The following is a 26,290-nucleotide window of genomic DNA, read 5'->3' as shown; positions in this document are numbered from 1 at the left end:
CTCGTCCCTGCCGTGATCCGGCGGAGAACAATACAAGACAGAAAAGGAGCACCATGAAGAAATCGGCCATCGTCCTCGCAGCCGGCAGCCTGTTGGCAGGTTCGGCGTACGCCCAGTCGTCCGTCACCCTGTACGGTATCGTCGACCAGAGCATCCGCTTCACCACGAACGCCAACGCCAACAACGACAAGCTGTGGGAGCTGACCAACGGCGCCGTCACCAACAGCCGTTGGGGCCTGAAGGGCAGCGAAGCCCTCGGCAACAACCTGAAGGCGATCTTCCAGCTGGAGGGCGGTTTCGATCCGGATACCGGCCGTTCCAACCAGGCCAGCGCCGCCAACCCGAATGGCCGTCTGTTCGGTCGTCAGGCTTACGTTGGCCTGTCGGGTGACTTCGGCGCGATCAAGCTGGGCCGCCAGTACACCGAAGGCTTTAACTTCTTCGGCGACTACGATCCGCTGACCATCGGCAACTACACCGCCAACGCCTGGCCGTTCTTCCTGACCCAGTTCCGCAGCGACAACGTGGTCAGCTACAGCGCCAAGTTCGGCGGCCTGGACGTGGGCGCCGGCTACGGCTTTGGCGAGCAGCCGGGCAGCATGACCAAGAACCAGTACTGGGGCGCTCGTGCCGCCTACACGTACGGTCCGTTCGGCGTCGGCGGCGTGTACCAGGAAGTCCGCGACATCAACGGCAACAAGCAGCAAATGTGGGGCGCTGCCGGTAAGTACTCGATCGGCCCGGCCAAGGTGTTCCTGGGTTACGTGGGTGGCAAGGACCGCACCGGCGTGATCGACAACGGCTTCCTGAACAACTCGGCGTCCGCGCCCCCCGCGCCCGTGGTCGCCGCCGGCGCTGTCAACAACCCGCGCAAGGACAACATCGGCTACATCGGCGTGACCTACCAGGCCACCCCGGCCCTGGCCCTGACTGGCGTGTTCTACGGCGACTACGTCGAGAACAAGAACGGCGTGAGCGACAACAACGGCCGCCGCTACACCGGCGTGCTGCTGGCTGAGTACTCGCTGTCCAAGCGCACCCAGGTCTACGGTACGGTTGACTTCAACAAGGTTTCGGGCGGCACCACCACCGAACTGCCGGGCCGTAACAACCAGACCGGCGCCGCTGTCGGCATCCGCCACATCTTCTGATCGTTTCCCGGTCAGCAGTACCTGGCAAAAGGCACCTTCGGGTGCCTTTTTTCATGGGCGGGGCCGGCGCCGCAGCCACAGGTACCAGCCTGCCTGCGGAGAGGCTTGCGTCGCGTCCCGGGCTGGTGGCACCGCCATCGGCTGCAGCGGCACCAGCACGCCGCCGTGGCGTGCCACCACGCGCTGCGCGCACAGCAGCGCCGGCCCGGGCTCGGCCAGACGCGCGGCGCTTTCGTCGCCGACGGGATCGAGTGCGATCTCCAGCGCCATGCCGCCCGCGTGGCTGCGGCACGTGACGCGCAGCCCGGTACCCCGCGCCGCGGGCACCCATGGCGCACGAAAGCAGCCATTCCAGCGTTTGCACCAGCATGGCGTGGTCGCCGCCGATGCGCGGCAGGCGCCCCCCGCCGGTCCAGCCGGATACCGGCCTCGCCGGCGGCGTCCCAGACACGGTCCAGCGCTTCATCGAGCAGGGTTTCCATGCCCAGGCGACGCATGTGATAGAGGTGGCGGGTTTCGCGCAGCAGCCGGTTCAGCGCATCGATATGCCGCAGCGAGCGGCGCGCATGGCCGTCGACCTGTGCCAGCAGCGCCGCGTCGGCCTGCGCCTGGGTGCGGCGCAGTGCCAGCCAGGCCAGCAGCGAGGCATGGGGCTCGCGCAGGTTGTGGCCGAGCACATGCAGCACCATGTCGCGCACGGCGCCGGGATCGCGCACGCCGGCGTCCGGTCGGCGAGCAGGCGCTGCAACGCCCCTGCGCCGGAGCAGCCAGTGCGCGCCCGCGCACAATACAGCGCCCAGCCCGGCGCCGCGCAGTAGACCCGGCCTCATGCGGCAGCAAGCCCGGCGCTGCCGGTGCGCTCCAGCCGATAGCCATGCGTGTAGACCGGCGTCAGCCGCAAGTCATGCGCGGTATGCAGGTCCAGCTTGCTGCGCCCGCGCGACACATGGGTATCGATGGTGCGCGACATCGGCGAGATCTCGCGGCCCCAGACCGCGGCGGTGATGTGGTCGCGTGTGACAATGCGCCCCTCGTTGCGGAACAGCAGCACCGCCAGGTCGAATCTCCTTGGGTGTCAGCCCGACCGGGTGGCCGTTGCAGGTGGCCTTGCGGGTGGCGCAGTCGAAGGCGTAGTCGCCGAGCCGCAGCGGCGCATGCGGCGCCAGGTAGGCGGGGCAGGCGCGCCGCAGCAGGCACTCGATGCGCGCGGCCAGTTCGGCCTGGCGCACCGGCTTGACCATGTAGTCGTCGGCGCCGCCCGTCAGCGCGTTGACGATGTCGTGCTCGGCATCGCGGCAGGTCAGGAACATCACCGGCACGCGCCGGTCGAGATGGGTGCGCACCCAGGCGAGCACCTCGCGCCCGGACAGGTCCGGCATCTGCCAGTCCAGCAGCAGCAGGTCGAAACCGGCGTCGCGCAGCGCCAGCAGCAGGCGCCGGCTTTCGCCGAAGCTCACGCATTCATGCCCGGCGCTGGCTATGACCTGGCGGATCAGCGCCGCATCCGCGGGCGCGTCCTCAAGCGATGCAATTCGCTTTCCCATATGTTGTCTCCGACGGCGCTTGCCCGGCCGGTTGGCGTCCCGTGGCCGCCGGGCCGTAGCGGCTCATTTAAGACCGCGTGCGCAGGCACACGAATAGGAAAGAACTCAAACTCGATCTTCAACAATCTTTTACTTCTCGCCTCAGCAGGCCGCTCCTACCGTGGGCTTCGCTGCGGGCCGCGACGGTCCGCGCTGTCTTGCAATTCTTTTCCATGCGCGCATTCCGATGCGCCCGCGCAGGAGCCACGCCCGTGAAGATCGCCGCGCTGCAGGCGGACTCGACCCTTGCCGTCAGCACCCAACAGACCCTGCGACTGGGCGGCCACCAGTGCACGCGCTACCTCAGCGGCCGCTCGATGATCGGCGCGCTGCGCAGCAGGTCGTTCGACCTCTTGATGCTCGATTGCGATACGCCGGGGATTCCGGCGCTGGAAGTGCTGGCGTGGGTGCGACGCACACACGGCCATAAGGTGCCGGTGATGCTGGCCGGCGCCTCGACTGAAGAGGCCTTTGTGGTGTCCTGCCTGGCCCAGGGCGCCGACAGCTACCTGCCCAAGCCGCTGCGCACGGGCGAGCTGGCCGCGAGCGTGCTGGCGTTGTTGCGCCGCACGCGCCTGGCGGGCGAGGCCTGCGACCTCACGCATGGCGCCTTCCGCTTTGCCACCGCGGAGCGGCGGGTGTGGGTACACGGCAAGCCGGTGCTGCTGGCGCCCAAGGAATTCGACCTCGCGGTACTGCTATTCCGCAACCTGGGTTCGCTGGTGCTGCGCCAGGCCATGGTCGACCAGGTCTGGCGCTACCACGTGGACCCGGCCTCGCGCACGGTCGACAGCCACCTGTCGCGCGTGCGTACCAAGCTGGCGCTGTGGCCGCACAACGGCGTGCGGCTGTCGTCGGTGTATGAGCTCGGCAGCCGGCTCGATGCGGCTTGAGCCGTGCTGCCCGTGCTGCCTCAGTCGGCCTTGATGCCAGCTTCCTTCACGATGCGGGCGTTCTCCGCGTACTCCTCGCGGATGGCCTTGGCGAACTGCGCCGGCGTACCGCCGGTGGGCACTTCGCCGCCCTTGAGCAGGCGCTCATGGACCTCCGGCTCGGCCAGCGCCTTGTTCAGCTCGGCGTTCAGGCGGTTGATGATGGCCGCCGGCGTCTTGCCCGGCGCGAACACGCCGAAGGTGGAAGTCAGGTTGGCCTTGGGATAGCCGAGTTCGGCCAGCGTCGGCACCGACGGCAGGCTCTCCAGCCGTTTCGGCGCGCCCACGGCCAACGCGCGCAGGCGGCCGGCCTGCATATGCTGCGTCAGCACCGGGCTGGCGTTGGTGCTCATCACCTCGAACTGGCCGCCGAGCGCATCGTTCATCTGCTGGCCCGCGCCCTTGTACGGAATCAGCGTGATATCGGCCTTCGACTTCTGCCGGATCTGCTCCAGCACCACATGGCCGACCGTGCCCAGGCCCGAGGTTGCCCAGCGCACCGAGCCGGGCTTGGCACTGGCCTGGCTGACCACATCGGCAAAGCCCTTGCCGCTGAAGTTGTTGGTGGCAACCACCAGCACCGGCGAGTACATCACGCTCATCACCGGCGCCACGTCCTTCTGCGGATCGTAGTTGACGTGCCCGACATGCGGATTGAGCGTCAGCGGGCTGGTCGACGAAAACCCAAGCGTATAGCCGTCCGGCGCGGCCTTGGCCACCGCATCGATGCCGATGCTGCCGCCGGCACCGGCCTTGTTCTCGACCACCACGGAGGTACCCATCTGCGCCGACAGCCGCTCGCCCAGCGCGCGCGCCACGGTGTCGCTGATGCCACCGGTCGGGTAGGCGACGATCAGGCGGATCGGGCGGCTGGGGTAGTTATCGGCTGCTGCTGCGGCGGCGGGCAGGGCGGCAGCCAGCAGGCCGGCGGCACAAGTCGCGGCCAGCAAGGTCGGGCGGAAAGGGAAGAGCATGAGGTCGGAAATGCGGGAAAAATTCGGTAGATCGCCTGGCGCGACTGCAACGTGCCGCGCTGGCTCGAGGCAGCCGCTATCTTAGCCGATCAGTTGCGTGCTCAACGCACCGTCAGCGCACAGTCAGCGCACCAGCGGCCGCTCGGGCACCCACGAGACAAAAAGCTCATTGGCCCGGTCATACAGCCGCCATACCGTGCCGCAGTCGCGGCAGGCAAAGGTCAACATGCTGAACGGCACGCCGGCCGCGCTCTGGCTGACCAGCGGCGCCGTGCCGCGCAGGGCCAGGCAGGCCGGCGGCTCACGCCGGCGCGGGTCGGCCGCCAGTTCCAGGCAACGCTCGCAGGCGGGCGTGGCAGGGGCGGCAGGCTGCGGTGATGAGGGCGGCGACATCGGGAGCGGGGGCACGGCGGACTTCATGCCCGCCATGATGCCGCAAAACGTCTCCCGAAAGCAGCCGGCGGCGGGCCATGCGGGATCGGCTGCGCGGATCAGGCCGTCCGCGCACGCGCCATCGCCGCCGGTACTGCCGCGCGCTGCCCCAGCCAGACGCTGGCCAGCACCAGCAGCGCACCGGCCGCCTGCACCGGCGTCAGCGCCTGCCCCAGCACCAGGAAGCCGAGCACGGTGGCGCTGACGGGGCTCAGCAGGCCCAGCGCCGACACCGCCGACGACGGCATGCGGCCGACGCCGCGGAACCACAGCGCATAGCTGAAGCCGGCGCCGACGATGCTCAGCCACGCATAGCCCAGCCAGTTGGCCAGCGTGAACTGCCCCGGCAGCGGTTCCAGCGCCAGCGCGAACGGCAGCAGGAACAGCCCGCCCGCGCACAGTTGCCAGGCGGTCAGCACCAGTGGCGAGACCGGCGGCTGCCAGCGCCGCGTCAGCACCGTACCCACCGCCATCGACACCGCGCCGGCCGCCGCCGCCGCCACGCCGATGGCATCGAGCCGCGCCGCCGGCCCCAGCACCAGCAGCGCCACGCCCAGCAACCCGCCCACGCCGGCCAGCCACGCCGCGTTGCGCGGGCGCGCACCCAGCCACGCCCACGCCAGCGCCACCACGATCAGCGGCTGGATCGCGCCGACCGTGGCCGCCACGCCGCCGGGTAGCCGGTACGCGGCGATAAACAGCATCGCCTGGAAGAAGCCGATATTGAGCACGCCCAGCACCGCGGCGCGCCACCACCAGCTGCCCTGCGGCAACGCGCGGCCGAATGCCAGCATCGCCAGGCCTGCCGGCAGCGCCCGGATCACGCCCGACAGCAGCGGCTGCCCCGGCGGCAGCCATTCGCTGGTGACCAGGTAGGTACTGCCCCAGATCGCAGGAGCGAGCCCCGTCAGCAGGATGTCACGCAGCGCAACGCCGCCCGCGGACGACGCGCGTGGCGCGTGCTGGGGCGCTGCGGAGGATGCCGGCTGGTTCGTCTTCATCTCAAGTTTCTTGATATCAAGATAAATCCACTTTACGAAGCGGATTGTTTGATGTCAAGATACTTCAGTCTTATCGCAACTCGCCTGCTTCCCGCACGCTGCGCCCGATGCCTTCCCGCCGCAAACCCCAGCCCGCTGAAACGCCGGATCAAACCCCGGACCACGTCGATGGCATTCTCGTGCAATGGGCCCGTGAGCGTCCGGACCTGGACGCCTCGCCGATGGGCGTGATTGGCCGGCTGGCCCGGCTCAACCGCCATACCGGGCGCGCGATCGAAGCCGCGCTGACGGTAACGGGGTTGTCGCCGTGGGAATTCGATGTGCTGGCGACGCTGCGGCGCGCCGGGCCGCCGTTTGCGCTGTCGCCGGGGGCGCTGATCGGCTCGCTGATGATCACCTCGGGCACGATGACCAACCGCCTCGACCACCTGGAGCGTGCCGGCCTGGTGCAGCGCCGGCCCAACCCGGACGACCGCCGCGGCTTGCTGGTGGCGCTGACCGATGACGGGCGCAAGCGCGTCGACCATGCGGTCGAACTGCACGTCGCCAACGAGCACCGGCTGCTGGAAAGCCTGACCGCCGCGGAGCAGGCCCAGCTCGCCGCGCTGCTGCGGCGCTGGCTGCGCCAGTTCGAGCCGCCACCGGCCGGTAGCGGCGAAGACAATAAGGCCTGAGCCTCAGGCCCGCTGCGCGCGCTCGCGCAGGTCCGGCAGGAACACCGTCAGCAGCCCCAGCAGCGGCAGGTACGCGCAGTACTCATACACCGCACGGATGCCGTGCGTATCCGCCAGCCCGCCCAGCACCGCGGCGCCGATGCCGCCCATGCCGAAGGCAAAGCCGAAGAACAGCCCCGACACCGTGCCGACCTTGCCGGGGATCAGCTCCTGCGCGAACACCAGGATCGCCGAGAACGCCGAGGCCAGGATAAAGCCGATGATGAAGGTCAGCACGCCGGTCCAGAACAGGCCCACGTGCGGCAGCACCAGCGTGAACGGCGCCACGCCCAGGATCGATGCCCAGATCACGCGCTTGCGGCCGATGCGGTCGCCGATCGGCCCGCCCAGGATGGTGCCGGCGGCCACCGCGAACAGGAACATGAACAGGTGCAACTGCGCGTCCTGCCGCGCCAGCGCGAAGCGCTCCATCAGGTAGAAGGTGTAGTACGAGGTCAGGCTGGCCATGTAGAAGTACTTGGAGAACACCAGCACCATCAGCACTACCATCGCGCGCACCACCACGCGCGTCGGCACCGGGTTTGCCACCGCGCCCGCGGCCTTGCGCTTGCGCGCGACGTGCGCCAACTGGCGCGCATACCAGCCGCCGATGCGCCACAGCACCACGATGCCCACCAGCGCCGCCAGCGAGAACCACGCAAGGCTGGCCTGCTGGTGCACGATCAGCGCGGCCAGCAGCGGGCCCATGGCGCTGCCGCCGTTGCCGCCCACCTGGAAGATCGACTGCGCCAGCCCGTGCTGCCCGCCCGAGGCCATGCGCGCCACGCGCGACGACTCCGGGTGGAAGATCGACGAGCCGGTCCCGACCAGCGCCGCGGCCACCAGCAGCACGCCGTAGCTCGGCGCCACCGACAGCAGCAGCAGGCCCGCCAGCGTGAAGGCCATCGCGATCGCCAGCGAATGCGGCTTCGGATGCTTGTCGGTGTACAGGCCGACGACCGGCTGCAGCAGCGACGCGGTGACCTGGTAAGTCATGGTCAGCAGCCCGATCTGGGTGAAGCTCAGGTTGAAGCCGCCCTTGAGCATCGGGTAGATCGCCAGGATCAACGACTGGATCATGTCGTTGAGGAAGTGGGCGAAGCTGATCGCCGACAGCACGCGGAATCCGGTGCGTTCGGCCTGCGCGAGCGTGGGGGAAGCTGATGCGCCGGTCGGCGCGGAGTCGATGGTTGTGCTCATTGGCGGCTCTCGACGGACGGAAAGCGGCCAGCGGGGGCGCCGGCCATGGAGAAGACAAGTCCCGATGCTAGCTGGCGTCGGTGCGCCTGTCCTGCGAGAATGGGGCCGCAACCTTGGAGAAAAGGACATGCAGCGCGCCCCTCGTCACACGGCCCTCGCTCCGGCCGACACCAGCCGCCGCCGGCGCGTCCGGGACCAGCCTGTACCCCCTGTCACCACGCAGGGCGACACCTACTCCAATCCCCCGCGCTACGCCCGCTATGACCGCGGCCCGATGCCGGTCGCCGCGATGGCCGCCGACTACCTGCCCGGCGAGGTGACCAAGCCGCACCAGCATCCGCACGCCCAGCTGATCCACGCGGTGCACGGCGTGATGGTGGTCTCCACCGACGAAGGCCAGTGGATCGTGCCACCCACGCGCGGCATGTGGATGCCGGGCGGCACCATGCACTGGATCCGCATGGTCGGCCGGGTGCAGATGCGCACCGCCTATATCCGCCCCGATGCCGCGCCCGACCTGCCGCAGCGCTGCACCGTGCTCGGCATCTCGCCGCTGCTGCGCGAGCTGATCTTGGCAGCGATCGACATCCCCCTGCCCTACGCGCCCGATACGCGCGACGCGCGCCTGATGCGGCTGCTGCTCGATGAAGTGATGCTGGTGCCGTCGCTGCCGCTGCACTTGCCGCGCCCGACGGACGACGGCTTGCGGCAGATCTGCGATGCGATCGTGAGTACGCCCGATACCGCGCTGACGCTGGCGGACTGGGGCGAGCGGCTGGGCGTCGATCCGAAAACCATCCAGCGGCGCTTTGCGAGGGAGACGGGGATGACCTTCGGGCAGTGGCGCCAGCAGGCGCGGCTGCTGGCCGCGCTGGAGAAGCTGGCGGCCGGAAGCAAGGTGGTGGACGTGGCGCTCGACCTCGGCTACGAGAGCCCGAGCGCCTTTGCGACGATGTTCAGGCGGCAGTTCGGCGTGCCGCCGAGCGTGTTCTTTCGCTGACCGGGGGCGTTAGCGGCCCAGGTACCGTTCCACCAGCCGCGTCCAGTAAGCCGCACCAACGGTCAGGTTCTCGTCGTTGAAGTCATAGCCCGCGTTATGCAGCAGCGGCTGGTTGGCGCCGTTGCCCAGACGCACGAAGCAACCCGGGCGCTCCTGCAGGAAGTAGGCAAAGTCCTCGCTGCCCGCAATGCGTGCGGCCTGCCCCACCACCTTGTCGGCGCCGACCAGTTCCTCGGCCACCTGCCGCGCGAACTCGGTTTCGCGCTCGCTGTTGACCAGCACCGGGTAGCCGCGCACATAGTCGATCTCGGCCATCGCGCCATAGCCCTCGGCATGCGCGGTGGCGAGCTGGCGGATGCGGTTCTCCAGCGAGGCGCGCACTTCCGGGCTGAACGAGCGCACGCTGATTTCCATGCGCGCGCTGTCGGGGATCACATTGGGCGCGTGGCCAGCGTGCAGCGTGCCGATGGTCACTACCGCGGTCTCGTTCGGGTCGACATAGCGCGCCACCACCGACTGCAGCGCCATCACCAGGCTGCCGGCCACCAGGATCGGGTCGATCGACTGATGCGGGCGCGCCGCGTGGCCGCCCTTGCCGCGGATGGTGATGGTGACCGTGTCGCAGGCCGCCATGAACGGGCCAGAGCGGAACAGGAAGTTGCCCTGCTCCATGCCCGGATGGTTGTGCAGCCCGAAGATCGCGTCGCACGGGAAACGCTCGAACAGGCCGTCGGCCAGCATGCGCTCGGCGCCGCCGCCCGCGCCGATTTCCTCGGCCGGCTGGAAGATCAGGTGCACCGTGCCGTCGAAGTTGCGCGTGCGCGCCAGCTGCTTGGCCGCGCCCAGCAGGATCGCGGTGTGGCCATCGTGCCCGCAGGCGTGCATGCGGCCCTCATTGACGCTGGCGTAAGGCAGCCCGCTGCGCTCATAAATCGGCAGCGCATCCATGTCGGCGCGGATGCCGACGCTTCGCCCGCCCTGCCCGCACTTGAGCGTGCCGACCACGCCGGTGCCGCCCACCGCGCGCGTGACCGTGAAGCCCCAGGTCTCCAGCAGGCTGGCGACCAGGCCGGAAGTACGGACTTCGTCGAAGGCGAGTTCGGGATTCTGGTGGATATTGCGCCGGATGGCTTCGAGTTCCGCGCGGCTGTCCAGGGTGTCGGTCAGCGCGCAGTACTGGCGCATCAGGGGAGAGGACTTCAGAGTGGTGCCGAGGTAAGACTCGATCTCGGGGGCGTGCTCGGACATGATGTTTTGCTCTCTGGCGAAACCTGTATAAACAGTATTTCACGCAGAAAACGCGAGCGAAACGCCAAGTGTGTGATTTCCTGTAAATCGATGTAATTCGGCCGTTTGGGGCACCGGAACTGTTGCCCTAATCGTACGCTTTGTGTGGAAACCAAACGCTTTGTGTGAAAGCGTTTCGACGGGGAACCTTCTGCAACCGACTTCCGAGGCCCTTCTTCCCGTTCGAAACGCGCGTCTTTGCCAACGCCAGCGCATGACGAGCACGCGCGGCGCTGTCCCCGCCTGCCCTACCGCTCGCCGTACGCCACCACCTTCTGCGTCTGCACGCCCAGCCCGTCCACACCGAGCCGCATGGTGTCGCCGGCCTTCAGGAAGCGCGGCGGCTTGAAGCCCATGCCCACGCCCGGCGGCGTGCCGGTCGCGATCAGGTCGCCTGGCAGCAGCGTCATGAAGCGGCTGACATAGCTGACCACGGTCGCCACGTCGAAGACCATGGTGGCGGTGGTGCCCTTCTGCACGCGCTCGCCGTTGACCTCCAGCCACAGGCCCAGCGCCTGCGGGTCGGCCACCTCGTCGCGCGTCACCAGCCACGGGCCGGCCGGGCAGAAGGTGTCGCAGCCCTTGCCCTTGTCCCAGGTGCCGCCGCGCTCGATCTGGAACTCGCGCTCGGACACGTCATTGACCACGCAGTAGCCGGCCACGTGGTTCAGCGCCTCTTCGCGCGAGACATTGCGCGCGGTGGTGCCGATGACCACACCCAGCTCCACTTCCCAGTCGGTCTTCTCCGAGCCGAATGGCAGCATCACCGCGTCGTTGGGGCCGTTCAGCGAGCTGTTGGCCTTCAGGAACACGATCGGCTCGGCCGGCAGCGGCATGCCGGCCTCGGCGGCGTGGTCGGCATAGTTCAGGCCAATCGCCACGATCTTGCCGATACCCGTCCAGGGCACGCCAAAGCGCGCGTCGTCGATCACCGGCAGCGACGCCGGGTCCACGTTTGCCAGCGCTTCCAGCGCCGCCGGCGCCAGTTGCGCCGCGCCGATCTCGCCCACCACGCCGGACAGGTCGCGCACGCGGCCTTGCGCATCGATCATGCCCGGACGCTCGGCGCCGGGGTTGCCTACTCGAACCAGTTTCATCGTCGTTGTCTTCTTCAGGGGGTTGTTCAGGCGGTTTGCTTGAGGCTGGCGTCGCGCGCGCCGGCCTCCGCCAGCGAGCGCGCCACCACGCTCAGCACCTCTTTCGCGGTGTTCTCGGAATGGTGGCGCAGCACCTGCGCCAGGCGCGGCCGGCCGGGCTCGCGCAGCGCCGCCATGATGGCCTCGTGTTCCTCATGCGACTCCTGCCAGCGCAGCATATCCGCATTGGCGGCGCCGCGCGCGCGGTGCACCTTGCTCATCAGCGTGGCGTAGACGCCGGCCAGCACCGGGTTGGCGGCACCGTCGATGATGAGCTGGTGGATTTCCTGGTTGATGCGGAAATAGTCGGTGCGCCGGCCCGCGGCATGCGCGCCGATCATCGCCTGGTGGCGCCGCTCGAGCTTGGTCATGGCGGCGTCGCCGAGCCGCTGCGCCGCCAACTCGCCGGCCAGCGCCTCCAGCCCGTGCAGGGTTTCGAAGGTGGCGCGCAGCTCGTCCAGGTCCAGCGGCGCCACGCGGTAGCCGATGTACTGCCGGTGCAGCACGAGCCCCTCGGACACCAGCACCTTGAGCGCCTCGCGCAGTGGCGTCTTGGAGACATCGAAGGCCTCGCAGAAGGCCCGTTCGTCGATCCGCGCGCCGGGCGGCAGTTCGCCCTCTTCGATCATCGTGCGCAGCCGCACGGCAATTTCAGCCGACATGCCGAGCGTGCGCAGGCGCGTGGTTTTTGAAAGTGTTTGTGTCACGGACGTCACCAGAATGGGGAAATGCACCACAGCAAGGCTACCACAGCCCGAAATTGTGCATGCGCAACATAGCAAAATCAATAACTTACACTCGTTGTAATTACAGATTACGTATCTTATACTCCGACCTGTTGCGCGACACGACTATTAAAACTGCCCATCCACGGACCAAAGAAGGAGACGCCGCCATGCAATCGACAAGCCGGGCGACAGTGCTTACGGAGGCCAAGACCTCCGTGCGCTGGAAGATTTTTTTGATGATGCTGTTCCTCATCGCGATCAACTACATCGATCGCGCCTCGCTCTCGGTGGCGATGCCGCTGATCGCGAAGGAGTTCGACCTCAGCCCCACCATGCAGGGCCTGATCCTCAGTTCGTTCTTCTGGACCTATGCGCTGATGCAGGTGCCGGGCGGCATGCTGGCCGACAAGTACAAGCCGCGCATCGTGATCGCCTGCGCCACCGTGTTCTGGGGCATTGCCCAGGCGATCGCAGCCTTCACCACCAACGCCACCGCGCTGCTGCTGACCCGGCTCGGGCTCGGGGCCGCCGAGGCGCCGATCTATCCGGCCGGCGGCAAGCTCAACGCGATCTGGATGACGCAGAACGAGCGCGGCCGCGGCGCCACCCTGCTCGACGGCGGTGCGCCGCTGGGCGCGGCGCTCGGCGCCATCATCATCACGTGGCTGATCGCCACGCTGGGCTCATGGCGGCTGGCCTTTATCGTGGCCGGCGTGGGCACCGTGCTGGCCGGCGTGGTGGCGTGGTATTACGTGCGCAATTCGCCGCGCGAGCACCGCGGCGTCAATGAACTCGAAGCCCGCTATATCGAGGAAGCGCAGGCCAACGAGCACCGCGCCGAACCGGCCAACCTGTCGGGCCGTTCGCTGGACTTCTTCAAGTACCGCTCGGTGTGGTGCATGGCGATCGGCTGGATGTGCTTCAACACCGTGTTCTACGGCCTGCTGACCTGGATGCCCAACTACCTGAACAAGGTGCACGGCTTCGACATCAAGCAGATGGGCGGCGCCAGCTTCATCATCTTCTTCAGCGGCTTCGTCGGCGAGCTGATCGGCGGCTGGATCGCCGACAAGTGGAAGGAAGCCGGCGGGCGTCCGAATGTGGTGATGCGCACGCTGTTCGGCATCGCCGCGGTGGTGGCCACGGCTTCGATCTTCTCGGTGGCCTACGTCAGCGATCCGATCGTGGTGGTCGTGCTGCTGTCGTCGACGCTGTTCTTCCTGCGCTGGTGCGGCCTGTTCTGGTGCGTTCCGTCGATGCTCGGCACGCGCAACAAGATCGGCTTCCTGGGCGGCGTGATGAATCTGGGCGGCAATATCGGCGGCATCACCGTGCCGATCATCGTCGGCATGATCGTGCAGTTCACCGGCTCGTACTTCCTGGCGCTGATGTTCTTCGCCGCGGCCGGCGTCGGTCTGCTGCTGGCATCGACCGCGATCGACTACGAGACCAAGATCCCGGTCTGATCGCGGCCGGCAGCTTCCGCCCGCACATCCAATAAATCCCCCACTCATGCCTTGCCTCGTGCAAGGCATCCCACCCACGCTGCGCCAGCTCCTGCCGGCGCGGCGTTGGAGGAGACATGTCATGACCCGCTTCCCACGTATGCTGGCTGCCGCCTTGCTCGTGCTGGGCGCCGCGCAGGCACATGCCACACCGGCGGCATCTTCGGCACCCGTCGGCGACGGACTGCCGACGGCACAACCCGAAGCCGTCGGCGTCGATTCGGCAAAACTCGTTGCACTGTCCGAATGGATCCGCCGCGACAAGCTCGATGTGCGCAGCCTGCTCGTCATCAAGGACGGCAAGCTGGTGTTCGAGCGCTATGGCGACGGCCTGTCGCGCGACTACAACCACGAGCTGTATTCCGTCACCAAGTTCATCAGCGCGCTGCTGGTCGGCACCCTTGTCGGCGATGGCAAGCTAAGCGCCGAAGACTCGCCTGCGCCGCGCCTGGCGGCCGCGCGCCCCGACCTCGCCAGCGCACTGGCAGACAAGCAGGCGATCCAGCTGCGCCATCTGATGTCGATGTCCAGCGGCCTGTCCTACAAGCTGGTGGAAGGCACCGACACGCTCTACTACGGCGTGCCGGACCGGCTGCGCGTGGCGGCCACCGCCGCGGTGCGCACCAAGGCTGGCGCCGAGTTCGACTACATCGACGTCAACCCCGTGCTGGTCGGCGCCACCATCACGCAAGCCGCCGGGCAGCCTGAAGACCAGTATGCAAAAGCCCGCTTGTTCGGCCCGCTCGGCATGAGCCACTACCGCTGGGACGGCGCCGACGGCAAGGGCGCGGTCTCGGGCGGCTGGGGCCTGCGGCTGCGCTCCATCGACATGGCCAAGCTTGGCATGCTGATGCTGAACCAGGGCCGCTGGAACGGCCAGCAGATCGTGCCGGCCTCGTGGGTAGAACGCATGACCACGCCCGCCGGTCCGGCGAAGGACTACGGCTTCTACTGCTGGGTCAACAACATCGTGCAGAGCGAACGCGAGTTCAGCGCCATGGGCTACAAAGGCCAGTTCATCACCGTGCTGCCGAAGCAGAACGCAGTGATCGTGATGAACAGCATCATGTCCACGCAAGGCGGCCTGCGCGATGCGGCGTACCTCGACCTGTACCGGCGCATGGTGAATGAGTACGTGCTGCCCGCGCTGCAGGCAGGCAAGTCCGTCAGGCCGGATGCCGCGCGGCAGGCTGCGCTGCAAAAGGAACTGCAGCTGGCACGCGCCAGCCAGGGCGTGCCCGGCACCGCCCTGGCCTTCAACGACAAACCCGAACAATAAACGCAAAGGCGCCGTCGCACTCATACGCTCCAAAGGCGGCGCCCGCCCTACTCCTGAGAACGACTGAAATGACCAAGCAAATCCGACTCGGCATGCTGACGCCGTCTTCCAACACCGCGCTCGAACCCATCACCAGCGCGATGGTCGCCGGCCTGCCCAATGTCAGCGCGCATTTCTCGCGCTTCACCGTGACCGAGATCTCGCTGCGCGACCAGGCGCTGGGCCAGTTCAATCTCGACAAGATCCTGGCTGCCGCCAGCCTGCTGGCCGATGCGCGCGTCGATGTCATCGCCTGGAATGGCACCTCGTCAGGCTGGCTCGGCTTCGACAAGGATGAAGCGCTGTGCAAGCAGATCACCGAAGCCACCGGCATCCCCGCCACCACCTCGGTGCTGGCGCTCAACGAGATCCTGGAAAAGACCGGCGCACGCAACTTCGGCCTCGCCACGCCGTACCTGGACGACGTGCAGCAGCGCATCATCGCCAACTACGAGCGCAGCGGCTTCAACTGCGTGGCGGAAAGCCACCTGGACCTGCACGTAAACTACAGCTTCGCCGAAGTCGAGGAAGACACCATCCGCGACATGGTGCGCGGCATCGCGCAGCACAAGCCGCAGGCCATCACCACCTTCTGCACAAACCTGCGTGCCGCGCACCTGGCCGAGGCGCTCGAGGCCGAAACCGGCATCCCGCTGTACGACACCATCTCCACCGTGGTGTGGAAGTCGCTGCGCCTGTGCGGCGTCGATACGCGCGAACTGCGCGGCTGGGGCCGCCTGTTCCGCGAAGTGGAGTAAGCCCATGTCCGCTCACGACAGCCTTGACCTGGTGATCCGCCGCGCGGACGTGGTCACCGCGTCCGACCGCTTCCGCTGCGATATCGGCGTGCGCGGCGGGCAGATCGTCGCGCTCGGCCACGCGTTGCCGCAGGGCGCGCGCGAGATCGATGCCGATGGCCTGCTGGCGCTGCCCGGCGGCGTCGACGGCCATTGCCACCTCGACCAGCCGATGCCCGACGGCCTGCGCATGGCCGACGACTTCTTCACCGGCACGCGCGCCGCGGTGTGTGGCGGCACCACCACCGTGATCCCGTTCGCCGCGCAGGAGAAGGGCGCATCGCTCAAGGCTGCCGTGGCGGACTACCACCGCCGCGCGGAAGGCCGTGCCGTGATCGACTACGCCTTCCACCTGATCGTGGCCGATCCGACGCCCGCGGTGCTGGCCTACGAACTGCCGGCGCTGATCCGCAAGGGCTACAGCTCGTTCAAGGTCTACATGACCTATGACGACCTCAAGCTGTCCGACCGCGAGATGCTGTCGGTGCTGGATGTCGCCAAACAGAACAACGCGCTGGTGATGGTGCATGCCGAGAATGCCGACTGCATCTCGTGGCTGACCGACAAGCTGGTCGGGGAAGGGCGCATCGCGCCGCGCTTCCATGGCCTGGCGCGCCCCGCCGCGGTGGAGCGCGAAGCCACGCACCGCGCCATCACCTTTGCCGAGCTGGTCGACGTGCCGATCCTGATCGTACATGTCTCCGGCAAGGAAGCGATCGAGCAGATCCGCTGGGCACAGGGCAGGGGGCTGCAGATCCTGGCCGAGACCTGCCCGCAGTACCTGTACCTGACCGCCGACGACATGGCCCTGCCAGGCGACGACGGCTACGAAGGCGCCAAGTGCATCTGCAGCCCGCCGCCGCGCGATCCGGAGAACCAGGCCGCGGTGTGGCGCGCGCTCACCAACGGCGTATTCAGCGTGTTCTCGTCCGACCATGCGCCGTTCGGCTATGACGACCCGCTAGGCAAGCAGCCGGGCGGCATGCGGCCTTCGTTCGAGCACATCCCCAACGGCGTGCCGGGTATCGAGACGCGCCTGCCGCTGCTGTTCGACGGCGTGGCGCGCGGCAAGCTGTCGCTGCATCAGTTCGTCGAGCTGACTTCGTGGCGGCCGGCTCGCCTGTACGGGCTGTATCCGCGCAAGGGCACCATCGCCATCGGCGCCGATGCGGACATCGTGCTGTGGGATCCGCACAAGCGTGTGCAGATCCGCAACAGCGCGCTGCATCACGCGGTGGACTACACGCCGTATGAAGGCATCGAAGTGACCGGCTGGCCGGTGCATTGCTTCTCGCGCGGCGAGATGCTGGTGCGCGATGGCCAGTACCTGGAACCGCAGGCGGGCAGAGGGCAGTTCCTGCCAGCCGGCGCGCCGATGCTTGGTTGATTGCCACGCTCCAGCCAACCCGCTCCAGCCAACCATTCAGACCATGCAACTCCTGATCGTCAATCCCAATATCAGCGAATCCGTCACCGCGCTGATCGAAGCCGAAGCACGGCGCACCGCCGCGCCGACCACAACCCTGAAGATGGCCACCGCGCCGTTCGGCGTGGCCTATATCGAGACCCGCTTCGAAGCGCTGGTCGGCGGCTACGCCACCGCCTGCGCCGCCGCAGAGCATGCCGGCCAGTTCGACGGCCTGGTGGTCGCCGCCTTCGGCGACCCCGGCCTGGCGGGCCTGAAAGAGCTGTTCGACGTGCCGGTCGTCGGCATGACCGAGGCCGCGCTGGCGAGCGCCTGCCTGCTGGGGCAGCGCTTCTCCATCGTCGCGATCTCGCACCGCATCCAGGCCTGGTACCGCGAATGCGTGGCGGCCAACGGCCTGTCGTCGCGTCTGGCGAGCGTGCGTTCGCTGCAGGAGCCGCTGCGCGATATCGGCAGCGTGCAGGAAGACCATGCCGCGCGGCTGGAACAACTGTGCCTGCAGGCGGTGGAGCAGGACGGCGCCGACGTGATCATCGTGGCCGGCGCGCCGCTGGCGGGGCTGGCGCGCTCGCTGCAGGGGCGCCTGCCGGTGCCGGTGGTGGATGGCGTGTCGAGCGCGGTGCGGCATTGCGAATCGCTGGTAGCGCTGCGCGCCGGCAGTGCCACGCAGGGCAGCTTTGCGCGGCCGCCGCGCAAGCCCAATGCAGGGCTGACGCCGGCGCTGGCAAAGCTGCTCGACTAAGCCAGGCCAACCGGTCTGTGCAGATTTGCAGGGCGCGTCCGCAAGGGCGCGCATTGCCGCACAGCCGGCGCGATCCTAGACTGCCTGCACGGCCGCCACACGGCGTGGCGGCCAGCCAACCATAACAGGATCGCGATGAAGCTCTACTACTCTCCGGGCGCCTGCTCGATGGCCGTGCATATCGCGCTGCGCGAAGCCGGCCTGCCCGTCACGCTGGCCAAGGTCGACCTGATCCAGCACAAGCTGGTGCAGGCCGAGAATGGCAGCGACGACTACTACACCATCAATCCGCGCGGCTACGTGCCGCTGCTGCAGTTCGACGACGGCTCGCGCCACACCGAAGTGGCCTCGCTGCTGCAACACATCGCCGATCAGGTGCCCGAACGCAAGCTGCTGCCCGCAGTTGGCACGCGTGAACGGCTGGAAGCCACCGGCTGGCTGACGCTGGTCTCCACGGAACTGCACAAGGTGTTCAGCCCGTGGCTGTGGCACAAGGAAACTGCGCGGAGCACGGTAGAGGCCTGCAAGGCCAAGCTGCAACTGCGCTTTGCTGAACTCGACAAGCACCTGCAGGGCCGCCAATACCTGACCGGCGACACCTTTACCGTGGCCGACGCCTACTGCTTCACCATCCTCGGCTGGGCCCGCATGCTGATGATGCCGCTGACGGCATACCCCACGCTGCAGGACTACCTGTCGCGCATCGCCGCGCGGCCGGCGGTGCAGGAAGCCATGCGCGCCGAAGGGCTCGTGCGCGACTGATCAGCGCATAGCGGGTGCGGGCACGCGATAGTGGTCCTGCGTCAGCAGGTCCAGCCCGCACGCCAGCGCGTCGATCCAGTCAATAAAGCGCGCCACCATCTGCTTGCCGCGAAACGACGGCCCGTGCTGCGGCACGATCCATTCGATATCCATCGACCGCGCCATGGCGGCCCACAGCCGGCACGCGCGGCTGCCGCTCATGTAGCGCTGGTGGAACGGCAGCATCAGGCGGGTATGCGCATCGAAATCCGTCACCGTGGTGCCGGCCGCTTCGGCGCCTGTCATGGCCGCGCCGAGATCGCCCGAGAACAGGATCTTGCTGACCGGATCGTAGAACTGGAAATTGCCTTCGGAATGCAGGAAGTGCGCCGGCACCGCGACCAGGGAGCTGTGCCCGAGCGGGATATGCATGCCCGCATCGGGAATCGTCACGATGCGCCCGGCCGTCTTGCCGGCCTGGCAGAAATGCGGCAGGAAACGCGCCCACACGCTGGAAATCAGGATGCGGCAGTCAGAGCCCGTCAGCCAGCGCCCGACCGACGCGACGATGTCCGGATCGGCGTGCGAAGCCAGCACGTAGTCGAGTTGCTTGGGCGGAAAGTAGCGGCTGATGGTGAGATACAGCTCGCTGTAGGTCATCTGCCCGCCGGGATCGATCAGCGCGCCATGCCCGTGGTCGACGACCAGGAACTGGTTGGTCTGCACCGCTTCGCCATGCGCTTCCTCGACCAGGTCGGTGAACATCAGGCAGGTGTGCCCGTCCGCGTCGTACAACGTGATTCCCATTGTCTCGCTCCGCTCTTCGCAAGCGGCGACGTTACTCAGCGAATCCCGTTGCAAACTTGATGCAAATCAACGGGGGAGGGAATACGCTCCCCCAGCGGCCGGACTGTCGTGAGGCGTGGACACCCCGGCCGGGGGTCGCGCGCGTCAGCGCGGGCTGGCCAGCAGTTCTTCGATCTTGGCGACGAACTGCTTGTCGTCAGGCGTGGTCTTGCTGTTGTAGCTGCCCACCACCTGGCCGTTGCGGCCGATCAGGTATTTGTAGAAGTTCCACTTGGGCGCGGTGCCGGTTTCCTTCGCCAGCAGCGCGTACATCGGATTGGCCTCGCTGCCGCGCACGTGCGACTTGCCCAGCATCGGGAACTTGACGCCATAGGTGTTGTAGCAGAAGTCCGCGATCTGCTTCTCCGAGCCCGGCTCCTGCGAGAAATCGTTCGACGGGAAGCCCAGCACGACCAGGCCACGGTCGCGGTACTTGCTGTAGAGCGCCTCCAGCCCTTCGTACTGTGGCGTGAAGCCGCAGTAGCTGGCGGTGTTGACCACCAGCACGACCTTGCCCGCGTACTGGCAGAGGTTTTGCTCGGCTTCATCCTGCAGGCGCGGGAACTTGAAGTTGAGCGACGCCGGGCAGGCGCCTGCTGCCTGCGGTGCAGGCGCGGCGGCCGGCTTGTCGGCGGCGCGGGCAGGGTGCGGCAATAGTGCGGCGCCGGCTGCGGCCAGCGCCAGCGCGCCGGCGAGGGCGGCCGGGCGCAGTTGTCGGAGTGTGGCGGACAAGGGGAAACGACGAGTCATGGCGATGGGGCTCCGGAAGGCGGCTCGCTGTATCGGGTACGCATAGTCTACGCCGACGACGGCCGATCGGATGCACCGCGGTGGCCCCGGCGCCACCGTCCAGCGCCAGTCAGTCCATCGCCAGCGTGGCGGCGTGTTCGGTGACGCTGCTGCGCAGCTCCAGGTCCGGCATGCGGCGCACGATCAGCAGCGCCAGCACCGCTGCCACGGCACCTGCGGCAAAAATCAGTTGGAAGCCCGACTCCACGCCGCCGGCCAGCACCTGCCGCACCGCCGGCGACAGTTGCGCCAGTGCTTCGCTGCCATGGCGCAGCGCGCCAAGGTCCAGCGCCTGCGTGACGCCCGAGGCGGCCAGCGCATGGCGGAACTCCAGCGTCAGCAGCGTGCCGGCCAGCGCCCCGCCGATCGCGCTGCCCAGCGAGCGCAGCACCAGCAGCGCGCCGGTGCCGGCGCCGGTATCGCGGCGCTCGAGCGCGTTCTGCACGCTCATCAGCGTCGACACCATGGTCATGCCCAGGCCCACGCCCGCCAGCGTCATCGCCGCCAGCACCACGGCCAGCGGCATCGCCGGGGTCACCAGCGCCAGCACGATCAGCCCCAGCGCGGCAGCGATATAGCCGCCCGTCAGGATGCCGCGCATGCGACCCACCCGCGGCGCCAGCCAGGCCACGATGAAATTGCCCGCCACCGTGGCCAGCAGGAACGGCATCACCAGCAGCCCCGAAGTCGACGCATCGGCGCCACGCACCAGCTGGAAATGCAGCGGCAGCGCAAAGATGCACAGGAAGATATCGAGCGCGGCCAGCGCCGAGGCGGCCACGCCCATCACATAGGCGCGGTTGGCAAACAGCCGCGGCGGCAGCATCGGATCGCCGGCGCGGCGTTCCTGCCAGGCGAGCAGCGCCACGGCGGTCGCGGCGGCCAGCAGCAGGGCGCCCAGTTGCGGCGAGACCCAGTCATAGACGTCGCCGCCCCAGCTCATCGCCAGCAGGAAGGCGACGATGGCCACTGCCAGCAGCAGCGCGCCCAGCCAGTCCACGCGCGGGCGCCCGCCACGCGGCTGCAGCGCCGCCAGGCCGCGGTAGCACATGAACATCGCCAGCAGGCCCAGCGGCACGTTGACCCAGAACAGCCAGCGCCACGACATATGGTCAGAGACCCAGCCGCCCACCAGCGGCCCAGCGATCGACGCCACCGCCCATACCGTGGCCAGGTAACCCTGGTAGCGCCCGCGCTGGCGCGGTGCCACCACATCGGCAATGGCCGCCTGCGCCAGCGACATCAGCCCGCCGCCGCCCACGCCCTGCAGCGCGCGGAACAGGATCAGCTGCCCCAGCGTCTGCGCCATCGCGCACGCCACCGACGCCGCGATAAACAGCGTGATCGCCATCATCAGCAGCCGCCGCCGCCCGAAGCTGTCCGACAACTTGCCGTACAGCGGCGTGGTCACCGTCGACACGATCAGGTACGCGGTCACGATCCACGACAGGTGGCCGAAGCCGTTCAGGTCATTGGCGATCGCCGGCACCGCCGGGATCACCACGGTCTGGTCAAGCGCGGCGAGCAGGATGCACAGCACGATGCCGCCGATCACCCGCATGATGGCGCGATGGTCGTGAACGGGAACCTGGGCGGGTGCGGCAGAGGAGGGTGAAGACATGGGCAGGCATGAAACCGCAGCAATGTGCGGTGAAATCAACGTCAGAATGCAGGGGAATATCGGGCCGGAAACCGATTTGGAGGGGGCGTAACGCCGTCGCGGCTGGCCGTTATTCAGCAACCGCATAATTATATGCCCGTGACGAATATCGTGCCGACACCGCAGTAAGATCCCGATCATGACCAGACCCCACGACAAGAAACAGGTCACGCCGCCAGCGCGGCCGGACCCGAACTGGGCCAGTGGCACCCCGTGCTGGCCATCGCACAGGCCCAGGGCGACGGCCCCTTCGAAGCCCGCCTGTTCGGCCGCGCGCTGGTGCTGTGGCGCAACGCCGATGGCTGGCACGCCTGGGACGACCGCTTCCTGCAGGACAAGCCGATCGTGGAATCGCAGCAGCCGCGACGGCTGCCGCTGCGCACCGGCGTGGAAGTGCCGCAGCCGGCCGACAAGCTGGCAGGCGCGTACCGCCGCTACCTGGCGGCGCATGGGGTGAAGTTCGGCACGCTGGAGTAAGCGGCGGTCGCTTCGACGACCGCCGGGTTGCTCTCCTCTCCCGCACGCGGAAGAGGAGCCTGGGGCAGACCGCCAGCTCAGCGCCCGCCGCCCGTGATGTAGTGCTCTAGCTGCTCGATGATGAACTGCTGCTCCGAGATGATGTCCTTCACCAGGTCACCGATCGACAGCATCCCGACCAGTTCCGCGCCTTCCATCACCGGCAGGTGGCGCAACCGATGCTGGGTCATAAGCGCCATGCATTCGTCGGTGCTCTGGTTAGCGCTGACATAGATGACCGCGGTGGTCATGATGTCGCGCACCAGTGTCTCGCGCGAGGTGCGCGACATCAGGATCACTTTGCGTGCGTAGTCGCGCTCGCTCAGGATGCCCTTGATCTGGCCGTGCTCGATCACCAATAGCGCGCCGATGCCCTTCTCCGCCATCAGCTGCAGCGCGGCGTACACCGTCGCCGTGGGCGGGATGCTGTAGATAGCCTGACTTGGCTTGGATTCCAGAACCTGGCGTGCGGTTTTCATCACCAACTCCTTTTCCCGTCGAAAATGCGATGCGGCTGGCGGTACCTGCTTCGTGCCAATGCAACCAGAGTAGCAAAGTAACGCGCACCCTTACAGGGTGACTTACGCGAATCTTTGTAAGCAACGTTGTGAAGAACGCACTGCGGCAGGTGCATCATTCCGCACCATCGCCGCCCTCTCCGCCCAGCGTCGCCAGGCAAACGATCTGCATCTGGCGGACCCATTGCTGCGGTTCCAGCGCCGCGCCCTGCAGCAGCAGCCGATAGCGGCGCGCGCCCCAGACCGCGAGCACCAGCGCCTGCACCGTCGCGTCGTCGGGTGCGCGGGGCAGGTCGGTGCAGGCCGCCAGCGCCCGCTGCCAGGCCGCGCAGAATTCCTCGAACACGCGCCGGTGGTGCTTGGGTTCGGCGATGCGCGGCTCCAGCCCGATGATGCCGGCATCGAACACGATGCCCGCCGCATCATCGTCCGCGCCACAGGTGATGGCGACCAGCCGGCGCACGCGCGTGCGCCACTCCGCGTCGGCTGCTTGCGTCACCTCGGCGTCGATCTAGCAGGGTCTCGACCGTATGGCGCACGTAACCGGAGACCAGCGCCTCCTTGCTGGGAAAGTACTCGTACAGCGTGCCGACCGAAAAGCCGGCCTCCAGCGCCACGGCGCGGGTGGTCACACCGTCCCAGCCGTGCCGGCGCCAGATCCGAACAAAGGCGTCGTAGATAGCGTTGACGGTGAAGTGCGCGCGCTGTTGCGACGGGCGCTTGAGCGGCTTGCTGCGCGGCGCGGCGGGTGTTTTGGCCTCGCTGGCCGCCGGCGCGCCCTTTCCGAACCCGGCGGCGGTGGCGCGGCGATAGATTCTTGGCATCGGCCTCACGGAAGTCATGGCGGGCACTGCGCCTGGCGGACCGCGGCCGCGAACCAGGAGAACACCTATGTCAAACCCGGAACCGACCCTCGCCGTCACGCGGCTGTTCAGCCGCAAGGATGCCCTAAACGAAAGCCGGCTGGAAGCCGCGCACGAACCCGCCAGCGCCGCGCCCGGCGAAGTGCTGCTGCGCCTGGACCGCTTTGCGCTGACCACCAACAACATCCCTACGCCGCCTTCGGCGAGGCCATGCAGTACTGGGAGTTCTTCCGCTCTTCCAAATCTAAGCAAGCCTACGCATCGCTGATGGCGACGTCTTTGCAGATTTGGACGCGCGGTCACCAACCCGAGCGCGCGGTAACGCGCGCATTCGCTGCCGGTACTCCGGCAGGCGCATTGAATTCACATTGGCGCCCCCTCTCGGGACTCCCGTCCATCCTTGCGGATGGAATCGCCAATCACACCGCCCGATAATCTGAACGGGGCCCGAGCAGGGCAGATGGGAGCAGTCCACAGCCTCGCCGACTTGCGTCAGCAGCCGCCGCAGACCGTTTTGACAGGCATTCTCGTCGCGCAGGTGGCAGGTGCCGCAGCCCGGGCAATCCCACTCCCGAATTGCGGGCGCTATCCCGCCCTCGACAACGTGACCACACGCATGGCATGTTCGCGTGGTGCCGGTTTCATCCAGCACCAGCGCATGCTTTCTGGAGCGCGTCGCGACCCACGAGAGAATGTCCTTGAATGCACCGTGCATCGTTCTGTTTCTTACCGCGCGGTTGTATTTGCGGCCCTTGCCGTGGTTGGTGTTCTCCGGCACGTAGTTGCCGATCCCAATCACGTCGTAGTGCCTGCAGAGCTGGTTCGCCAGCGAATACATGAAGTGCTTTTTCTGTTCTCGCACTTTGGTTTGCATTCGCTCCACAGCGTCGTCCAAACCCTTCCAGCGGCGACTGGGACGCCAATGCGTCGACACCGTGCCATCGCCGTGGACGGTATCTACCCACAGCGACTTTGCTATGCACCGGTCACGCAGACTCGTTAGCCGATCGAGAATGCGCTCCGACTCCTTCAACTTCTCAAGATTGGACAATTCGAAGGCGCGCCCCTCAGTATCCAGAGCGTAGCCAAAGTTCTTCAGGTTCGGATCGATGTAGACCACGCGCGTGCCGCGTTGCCTGGCCTTCTTCTGCCCCTTGAACGTGAACACAGCGAAATAGCGGTCGCGGCCCTCGCGGACGATCCGGCAAGTGCGAGCGCTCGCGAGCTCCTTGGGTGTCTTCTCCATCTTCAGGCGCAGCGACAGCCGCTGTCCTTGCGCGTTCGCGCCGAACGACAGGTTGAGCCAACCGAACTGGGAAACATTCCAGCCTTTGCCTGGCTCGTCGTATTCCAGGCTCATCCAGTGCTTGGCCCATGCCTTGTACTTGACCCAGCCCACGTCTGGGCCGCAGCGCTGTCCATTCTTCGACTTTCGATGCGAGGCAATGGCCTTGGCCATGCGCAGCGCGACATTCTTCAGCGGTGAAGAAAACACGCAGCGCAAGAACGGATGACGCTCCTTGAGCGGCGGCACGAGGTTGCGAAGCCCGATCTCGGAATAGACCTCCGACAGGAGCTTCTTGGTTCGCGCCTCATCAAGATAGCCATAGCCGCCGACGATGGACAACTCCGCCATGCGCGTCTCGACTTCGTCCTTGAGTCGATTCCATAGCCAGTTGCAGATTTTGGATTGCCCGTCGAGCTTGCCCGCAGCATCAGCGTCCACCACCAGACGGACCTTCCTCGCGAACTGGATAGTGGTGGGATCAGCCCTCTTGAATGGCATCTGCAGCCTCTTTCAGGGCTTTCATGGCGTGACGATTCTTGTGGGAACGGCTGCCATAGAGGCGCGCCGAAAAGACGCTAATGATCTCAAGCACGTCGCAGGCAAGATCCTCCTCATACGTCGAATCGCCTTTGGCATTGATGATGACGACTTCCGTTCCGAATTGCTCGCACAGAGCAAAAACGAGCTCTGCACCAAATCGCAAGAGCCGGTCCTTGTGTGTGATGACAAGCCGATCAACGCCTCCGGCACAGATACGTTTGAGCAGTTGCTTGAGGCCCTTCTTCTCATAGTTCATGCCGGAGCCGAGATCCCGGATGAGTTCGAAGGGCCATCCCTTCGCAGCGCAGAACGACTCCAGCACCTGGCACTGACGCTCCAGATCGGCCTTCTGGTCGTGGCTGGAAACGCGCGCATAGGCGAGCGTAGTACGCCCGCGCTCTGCTTCCTCGACCTTCTTGCCGGCCAACTCCATTAGAGCGGTCAAATTATAGCGACGATGACCACCCGGAGTCCGATCGGCGGAGATCTTCCCGTCGAACTCCCATCGGCGAAGCGTGCCAGGGTGGATGCCCAGCATCGCGCACGCCTCCTTCATCGTAACTTTAGCAAGTATGCTCATGGGTGATCATAATTGCACACCTAT

The 26,290-nt window shown here is 67.1% G+C and carries 29 protein-coding genes and 1 pseudogene; 13 read left to right on the top strand and 17 right to left on the bottom strand.

Annotated features, from left to right (window positions below; all coding sequences use genetic code 11):
* Nucleotides 1-53 precede the first annotated feature (53 nt).
* Nucleotides 54-1,151 carry a porin gene (locus K307_RS25995; protein WP_042883730.1) on the top strand — a complete coding sequence of 366 codons (1,098 nt, stop codon included), beginning with the start codon at nt 54-56 and terminating at the stop codon, nt 1,149-1,151.
* Between the two features lie 51 nt (nt 1,152-1,202).
* Here the strand turns inward: K307_RS25995 and K307_RS49865 are convergent, their stop codons facing one another.
* Nucleotides 1,203-1,478, bottom strand: coding sequence for a hypothetical protein (locus K307_RS49865; RefSeq protein WP_230626134.1), 276 nt, complete (start codon nt 1,476-1,478; stop codon nt 1,203-1,205).
* A gap of 2 nt (nt 1,479-1,480) precedes the next feature.
* Between K307_RS49865 and K307_RS49860 the strand changes: the two genes are divergently transcribed.
* Nucleotides 1,481-1,969, top strand: a complete 489-nt coding sequence (locus K307_RS49860; protein ID WP_230626132.1) for a hypothetical protein — start codon at nt 1,481-1,483, stop codon at nt 1,967-1,969.
* 8 nt (nt 1,970-1,977) lie between these two features.
* On the opposite strand, the pseudogene K307_RS25985 reads toward K307_RS49860, so the two are convergent.
* Nucleotides 1,978-2,695 (bottom strand): annotated as a pseudogene (locus K307_RS25985) (response regulator transcription factor).
* A 251-nt stretch (nt 2,696-2,946) separates the two neighbouring features.
* On the opposite strand from K307_RS25985, the gene K307_RS25980 reads away from it, so the two are divergent.
* Nucleotides 2,947-3,627 (top strand): response regulator transcription factor, encoded by a 681-nt coding sequence (locus K307_RS25980; RefSeq protein ID WP_042883728.1) that lies wholly within the window; start codon nt 2,947-2,949, stop codon nt 3,625-3,627.
* A gap of 20 nt (nt 3,628-3,647) precedes the next feature.
* Here the strand turns inward: K307_RS25980 and K307_RS25975 are convergent, their stop codons facing one another.
* The 3 genes from K307_RS25975 to K307_RS25965 form a co-directional block, all read right to left on the bottom strand.
* The gene (locus K307_RS25975) at nt 3,648-4,640 is read right to left on the bottom strand and encodes a Bug family tripartite tricarboxylate transporter substrate binding protein (protein ID WP_042883726.1); all 993 of its coding nucleotides are present in this window, start codon (nt 4,638-4,640) and stop codon (nt 3,648-3,650) included.
* 123 nt (nt 4,641-4,763) lie between these two features.
* The gene (locus K307_RS25970) at nt 4,764-5,069 is read right to left on the bottom strand and encodes a hypothetical protein (protein WP_042883724.1); all 306 of its coding nucleotides are present in this window, start codon (nt 5,067-5,069) and stop codon (nt 4,764-4,766) included.
* Nucleotides 5,070-5,131: 62 nt separating this feature from the next.
* Entirely contained in the window at nt 5,132-6,073 is a 942-nt protein-coding gene (locus K307_RS25965; protein WP_230626131.1) for an EamA family transporter, read from the bottom strand.
* A gap of 107 nt (nt 6,074-6,180) precedes the next feature.
* On the opposite strand from K307_RS25965, the gene K307_RS25960 reads away from it, so the two are divergent.
* A complete protein-coding gene (locus K307_RS25960) occupies nt 6,181-6,747 on the top strand; it encodes a MarR family winged helix-turn-helix transcriptional regulator (protein ID WP_051975191.1) in 567 nt (188 codons plus the stop codon).
* Nucleotides 6,748-6,750: 3 nt separating this feature from the next.
* Here K307_RS25960 and K307_RS25955 read toward each other — a convergent pair whose 3' ends face one another.
* Nucleotides 6,751-7,986: an MFS transporter gene (locus tag K307_RS25955; RefSeq protein WP_042883723.1), complete on the bottom strand. Its 1,236-nt coding sequence runs from the start codon at nt 7,984-7,986 to the stop codon at nt 6,751-6,753.
* Between the two features lie 127 nt (nt 7,987-8,113).
* Here K307_RS25955 and K307_RS25950 point away from each other — a divergent pair, with 127 nt between their 5' ends.
* Nucleotides 8,114-8,986, top strand: a complete 873-nt coding sequence (locus tag K307_RS25950) for an AraC family transcriptional regulator (RefSeq protein ID WP_042883721.1) — start codon at nt 8,114-8,116, stop codon at nt 8,984-8,986.
* 9 nt (nt 8,987-8,995) lie between these two features.
* Here the strand turns inward: K307_RS25950 and K307_RS25945 are convergent, their stop codons facing one another.
* The 3 genes from K307_RS25945 to K307_RS25935 all read right to left on the bottom strand — a co-directional run bounded on the left by K307_RS25945 (nt 8,996) and on the right by K307_RS25935 (nt 12,116).
* Nucleotides 8,996-10,234 (bottom strand): M20 aminoacylase family protein, encoded by a 1,239-nt coding sequence (locus K307_RS25945; RefSeq protein WP_042883719.1) that lies wholly within the window; start codon nt 10,232-10,234, stop codon nt 8,996-8,998.
* A 287-nt stretch (nt 10,235-10,521) separates the two neighbouring features.
* The gene (locus K307_RS25940; protein ID WP_042883718.1) at nt 10,522-11,370 is read right to left on the bottom strand and encodes a fumarylacetoacetate hydrolase family protein; all 849 of its coding nucleotides are present in this window, start codon (nt 11,368-11,370) and stop codon (nt 10,522-10,524) included.
* Nucleotides 11,371-11,396: 26 nt separating this feature from the next.
* Nucleotides 11,397-12,116: a GntR family transcriptional regulator gene (locus K307_RS25935; RefSeq protein WP_230626129.1), complete on the bottom strand. Its 720-nt coding sequence runs from the start codon at nt 12,114-12,116 to the stop codon at nt 11,397-11,399.
* Between the two features lie 188 nt (nt 12,117-12,304).
* Here K307_RS25935 and K307_RS25930 point away from each other — a divergent pair, with 188 nt between their 5' ends.
* From K307_RS25930 to gstA, 6 genes are all read left to right on the top strand, one after another.
* Nucleotides 12,305-13,603, top strand: a complete 1,299-nt coding sequence (locus tag K307_RS25930) for an MFS transporter (protein WP_042883715.1) — start codon at nt 12,305-12,307, stop codon at nt 13,601-13,603.
* 121 nt (nt 13,604-13,724) lie between these two features.
* A complete protein-coding gene (locus K307_RS25925) occupies nt 13,725-14,921 on the top strand; it encodes a serine hydrolase domain-containing protein (RefSeq protein WP_042883714.1) in 1,197 nt (398 codons plus the stop codon).
* Between the two features lie 68 nt (nt 14,922-14,989).
* The gene (locus K307_RS25920; protein WP_042883713.1) at nt 14,990-15,718 is read left to right on the top strand and encodes an aspartate/glutamate racemase family protein; all 729 of its coding nucleotides are present in this window, start codon (nt 14,990-14,992) and stop codon (nt 15,716-15,718) included.
* A gap of 4 nt (nt 15,719-15,722) precedes the next feature.
* Nucleotides 15,723-17,144 carry a dihydropyrimidinase gene (hydA, locus tag K307_RS25915; RefSeq protein ID WP_042883712.1) on the top strand — a complete coding sequence of 474 codons (1,422 nt, stop codon included), beginning with the start codon at nt 15,723-15,725 and terminating at the stop codon, nt 17,142-17,144.
* Nucleotides 17,145-17,187: 43 nt separating this feature from the next.
* Entirely contained in the window at nt 17,188-17,925 is a 738-nt protein-coding gene (locus K307_RS25910) for an aspartate/glutamate racemase family protein (RefSeq protein WP_042883711.1), read from the top strand.
* 135 nt (nt 17,926-18,060) lie between these two features.
* On the top strand, nt 18,061-18,687 hold the full coding sequence (gene gstA, locus K307_RS25905) for a glutathione transferase GstA (protein ID WP_042883710.1): 627 nt from the start codon (nt 18,061-18,063) through the stop codon (nt 18,685-18,687).
* Here gstA and K307_RS25900 read toward each other — a convergent pair whose 3' ends face one another.
* The 3 genes from K307_RS25900 to K307_RS25890 all read right to left on the bottom strand — a co-directional run bounded on the left by K307_RS25900 (nt 18,688) and on the right by K307_RS25890 (nt 21,922).
* Nucleotides 18,688-19,473, bottom strand: coding sequence for an MBL fold metallo-hydrolase (locus K307_RS25900; RefSeq protein ID WP_042883709.1), 786 nt, complete (start codon nt 19,471-19,473; stop codon nt 18,688-18,690).
* A 144-nt stretch (nt 19,474-19,617) separates the two neighbouring features.
* Nucleotides 19,618-20,262, bottom strand: coding sequence for a glutathione peroxidase (locus K307_RS25895; RefSeq protein ID WP_042883707.1), 645 nt, complete (start codon nt 20,260-20,262; stop codon nt 19,618-19,620).
* Nucleotides 20,263-20,371: 109 nt separating this feature from the next.
* Nucleotides 20,372-21,922 carry an MDR family MFS transporter gene (locus tag K307_RS25890; RefSeq protein ID WP_080745239.1) on the bottom strand — a complete coding sequence of 517 codons (1,551 nt, stop codon included), beginning with the start codon at nt 21,920-21,922 and terminating at the stop codon, nt 20,372-20,374.
* 252 nt (nt 21,923-22,174) lie between these two features.
* Here K307_RS25890 and K307_RS25885 point away from each other — a divergent pair, with 252 nt between their 5' ends.
* Nucleotides 22,175-22,438, top strand: a complete 264-nt coding sequence (locus K307_RS25885; RefSeq protein WP_051975190.1) for a hypothetical protein — start codon at nt 22,175-22,177, stop codon at nt 22,436-22,438.
* Nucleotides 22,439-22,515: 77 nt separating this feature from the next.
* On the opposite strand, the gene K307_RS25880 is transcribed toward K307_RS25885, so the two are convergent.
* The 3 genes from K307_RS25880 to K307_RS49850 all read right to left on the bottom strand — a co-directional run bounded on the left by K307_RS25880 (nt 22,516) and on the right by K307_RS49850 (nt 23,819).
* On the bottom strand, nt 22,516-22,956 hold the full coding sequence (locus tag K307_RS25880) for a CBS domain-containing protein (RefSeq protein ID WP_042883703.1): 441 nt from the start codon (nt 22,954-22,956) through the stop codon (nt 22,516-22,518).
* 154 nt (nt 22,957-23,110) lie between these two features.
* Complete coding sequence (locus K307_RS49855) at nt 23,111-23,458, bottom strand: hypothetical protein (RefSeq protein WP_230626127.1); 348 nt, start codon at nt 23,456-23,458, stop codon at nt 23,111-23,113.
* Nucleotides 23,418-23,819, bottom strand: coding sequence for a TetR/AcrR family transcriptional regulator (locus K307_RS49850; protein WP_230626125.1), 402 nt, complete (start codon nt 23,817-23,819; stop codon nt 23,418-23,420). The genes K307_RS49855 and K307_RS49850 overlap by 41 nt, the downstream gene beginning before the upstream one ends.
* A gap of 67 nt (nt 23,820-23,886) precedes the next feature.
* Here K307_RS49850 and K307_RS48060 point away from each other — a divergent pair, with 67 nt between their 5' ends.
* Nucleotides 23,887-24,126: a hypothetical protein gene (locus tag K307_RS48060; RefSeq protein WP_230626123.1), complete on the top strand. Its 240-nt coding sequence runs from the start codon at nt 23,887-23,889 to the stop codon at nt 24,124-24,126.
* Here the strand turns inward: K307_RS48060 and K307_RS25870 are convergent.
* Both K307_RS25870 and K307_RS25865 read right to left on the bottom strand, forming a co-directional pair.
* Nucleotides 24,103-25,644, bottom strand: coding sequence for an RNA-guided endonuclease InsQ/TnpB family protein (locus K307_RS25870; RefSeq protein WP_051974952.1), 1,542 nt, complete (start codon nt 25,642-25,644; stop codon nt 24,103-24,105). The two genes, K307_RS48060 and K307_RS25870, sit on opposite strands and share 24 nt — an antisense overlap.
* Nucleotides 25,625-26,266: an IS607 family transposase gene (locus K307_RS25865; RefSeq protein WP_042883702.1), complete on the bottom strand. Its 642-nt coding sequence runs from the start codon at nt 26,264-26,266 to the stop codon at nt 25,625-25,627. The genes K307_RS25870 and K307_RS25865 overlap by 20 nt, the downstream gene beginning before the upstream one ends.
* Between the last annotated feature and the right edge of the window lie 24 nt (nt 26,267-26,290).

This window comes from Cupriavidus necator A5-1 (genome assembly GCF_000744095.1).
Taxonomy (GTDB): Bacteria; Pseudomonadota; Gammaproteobacteria; order Burkholderiales; family Burkholderiaceae; genus Cupriavidus; species Cupriavidus necator_A.
Note: the sequence above shows the minus strand (reverse complement) of the source record. Positions and strands in the feature narration are given on the sequence as shown.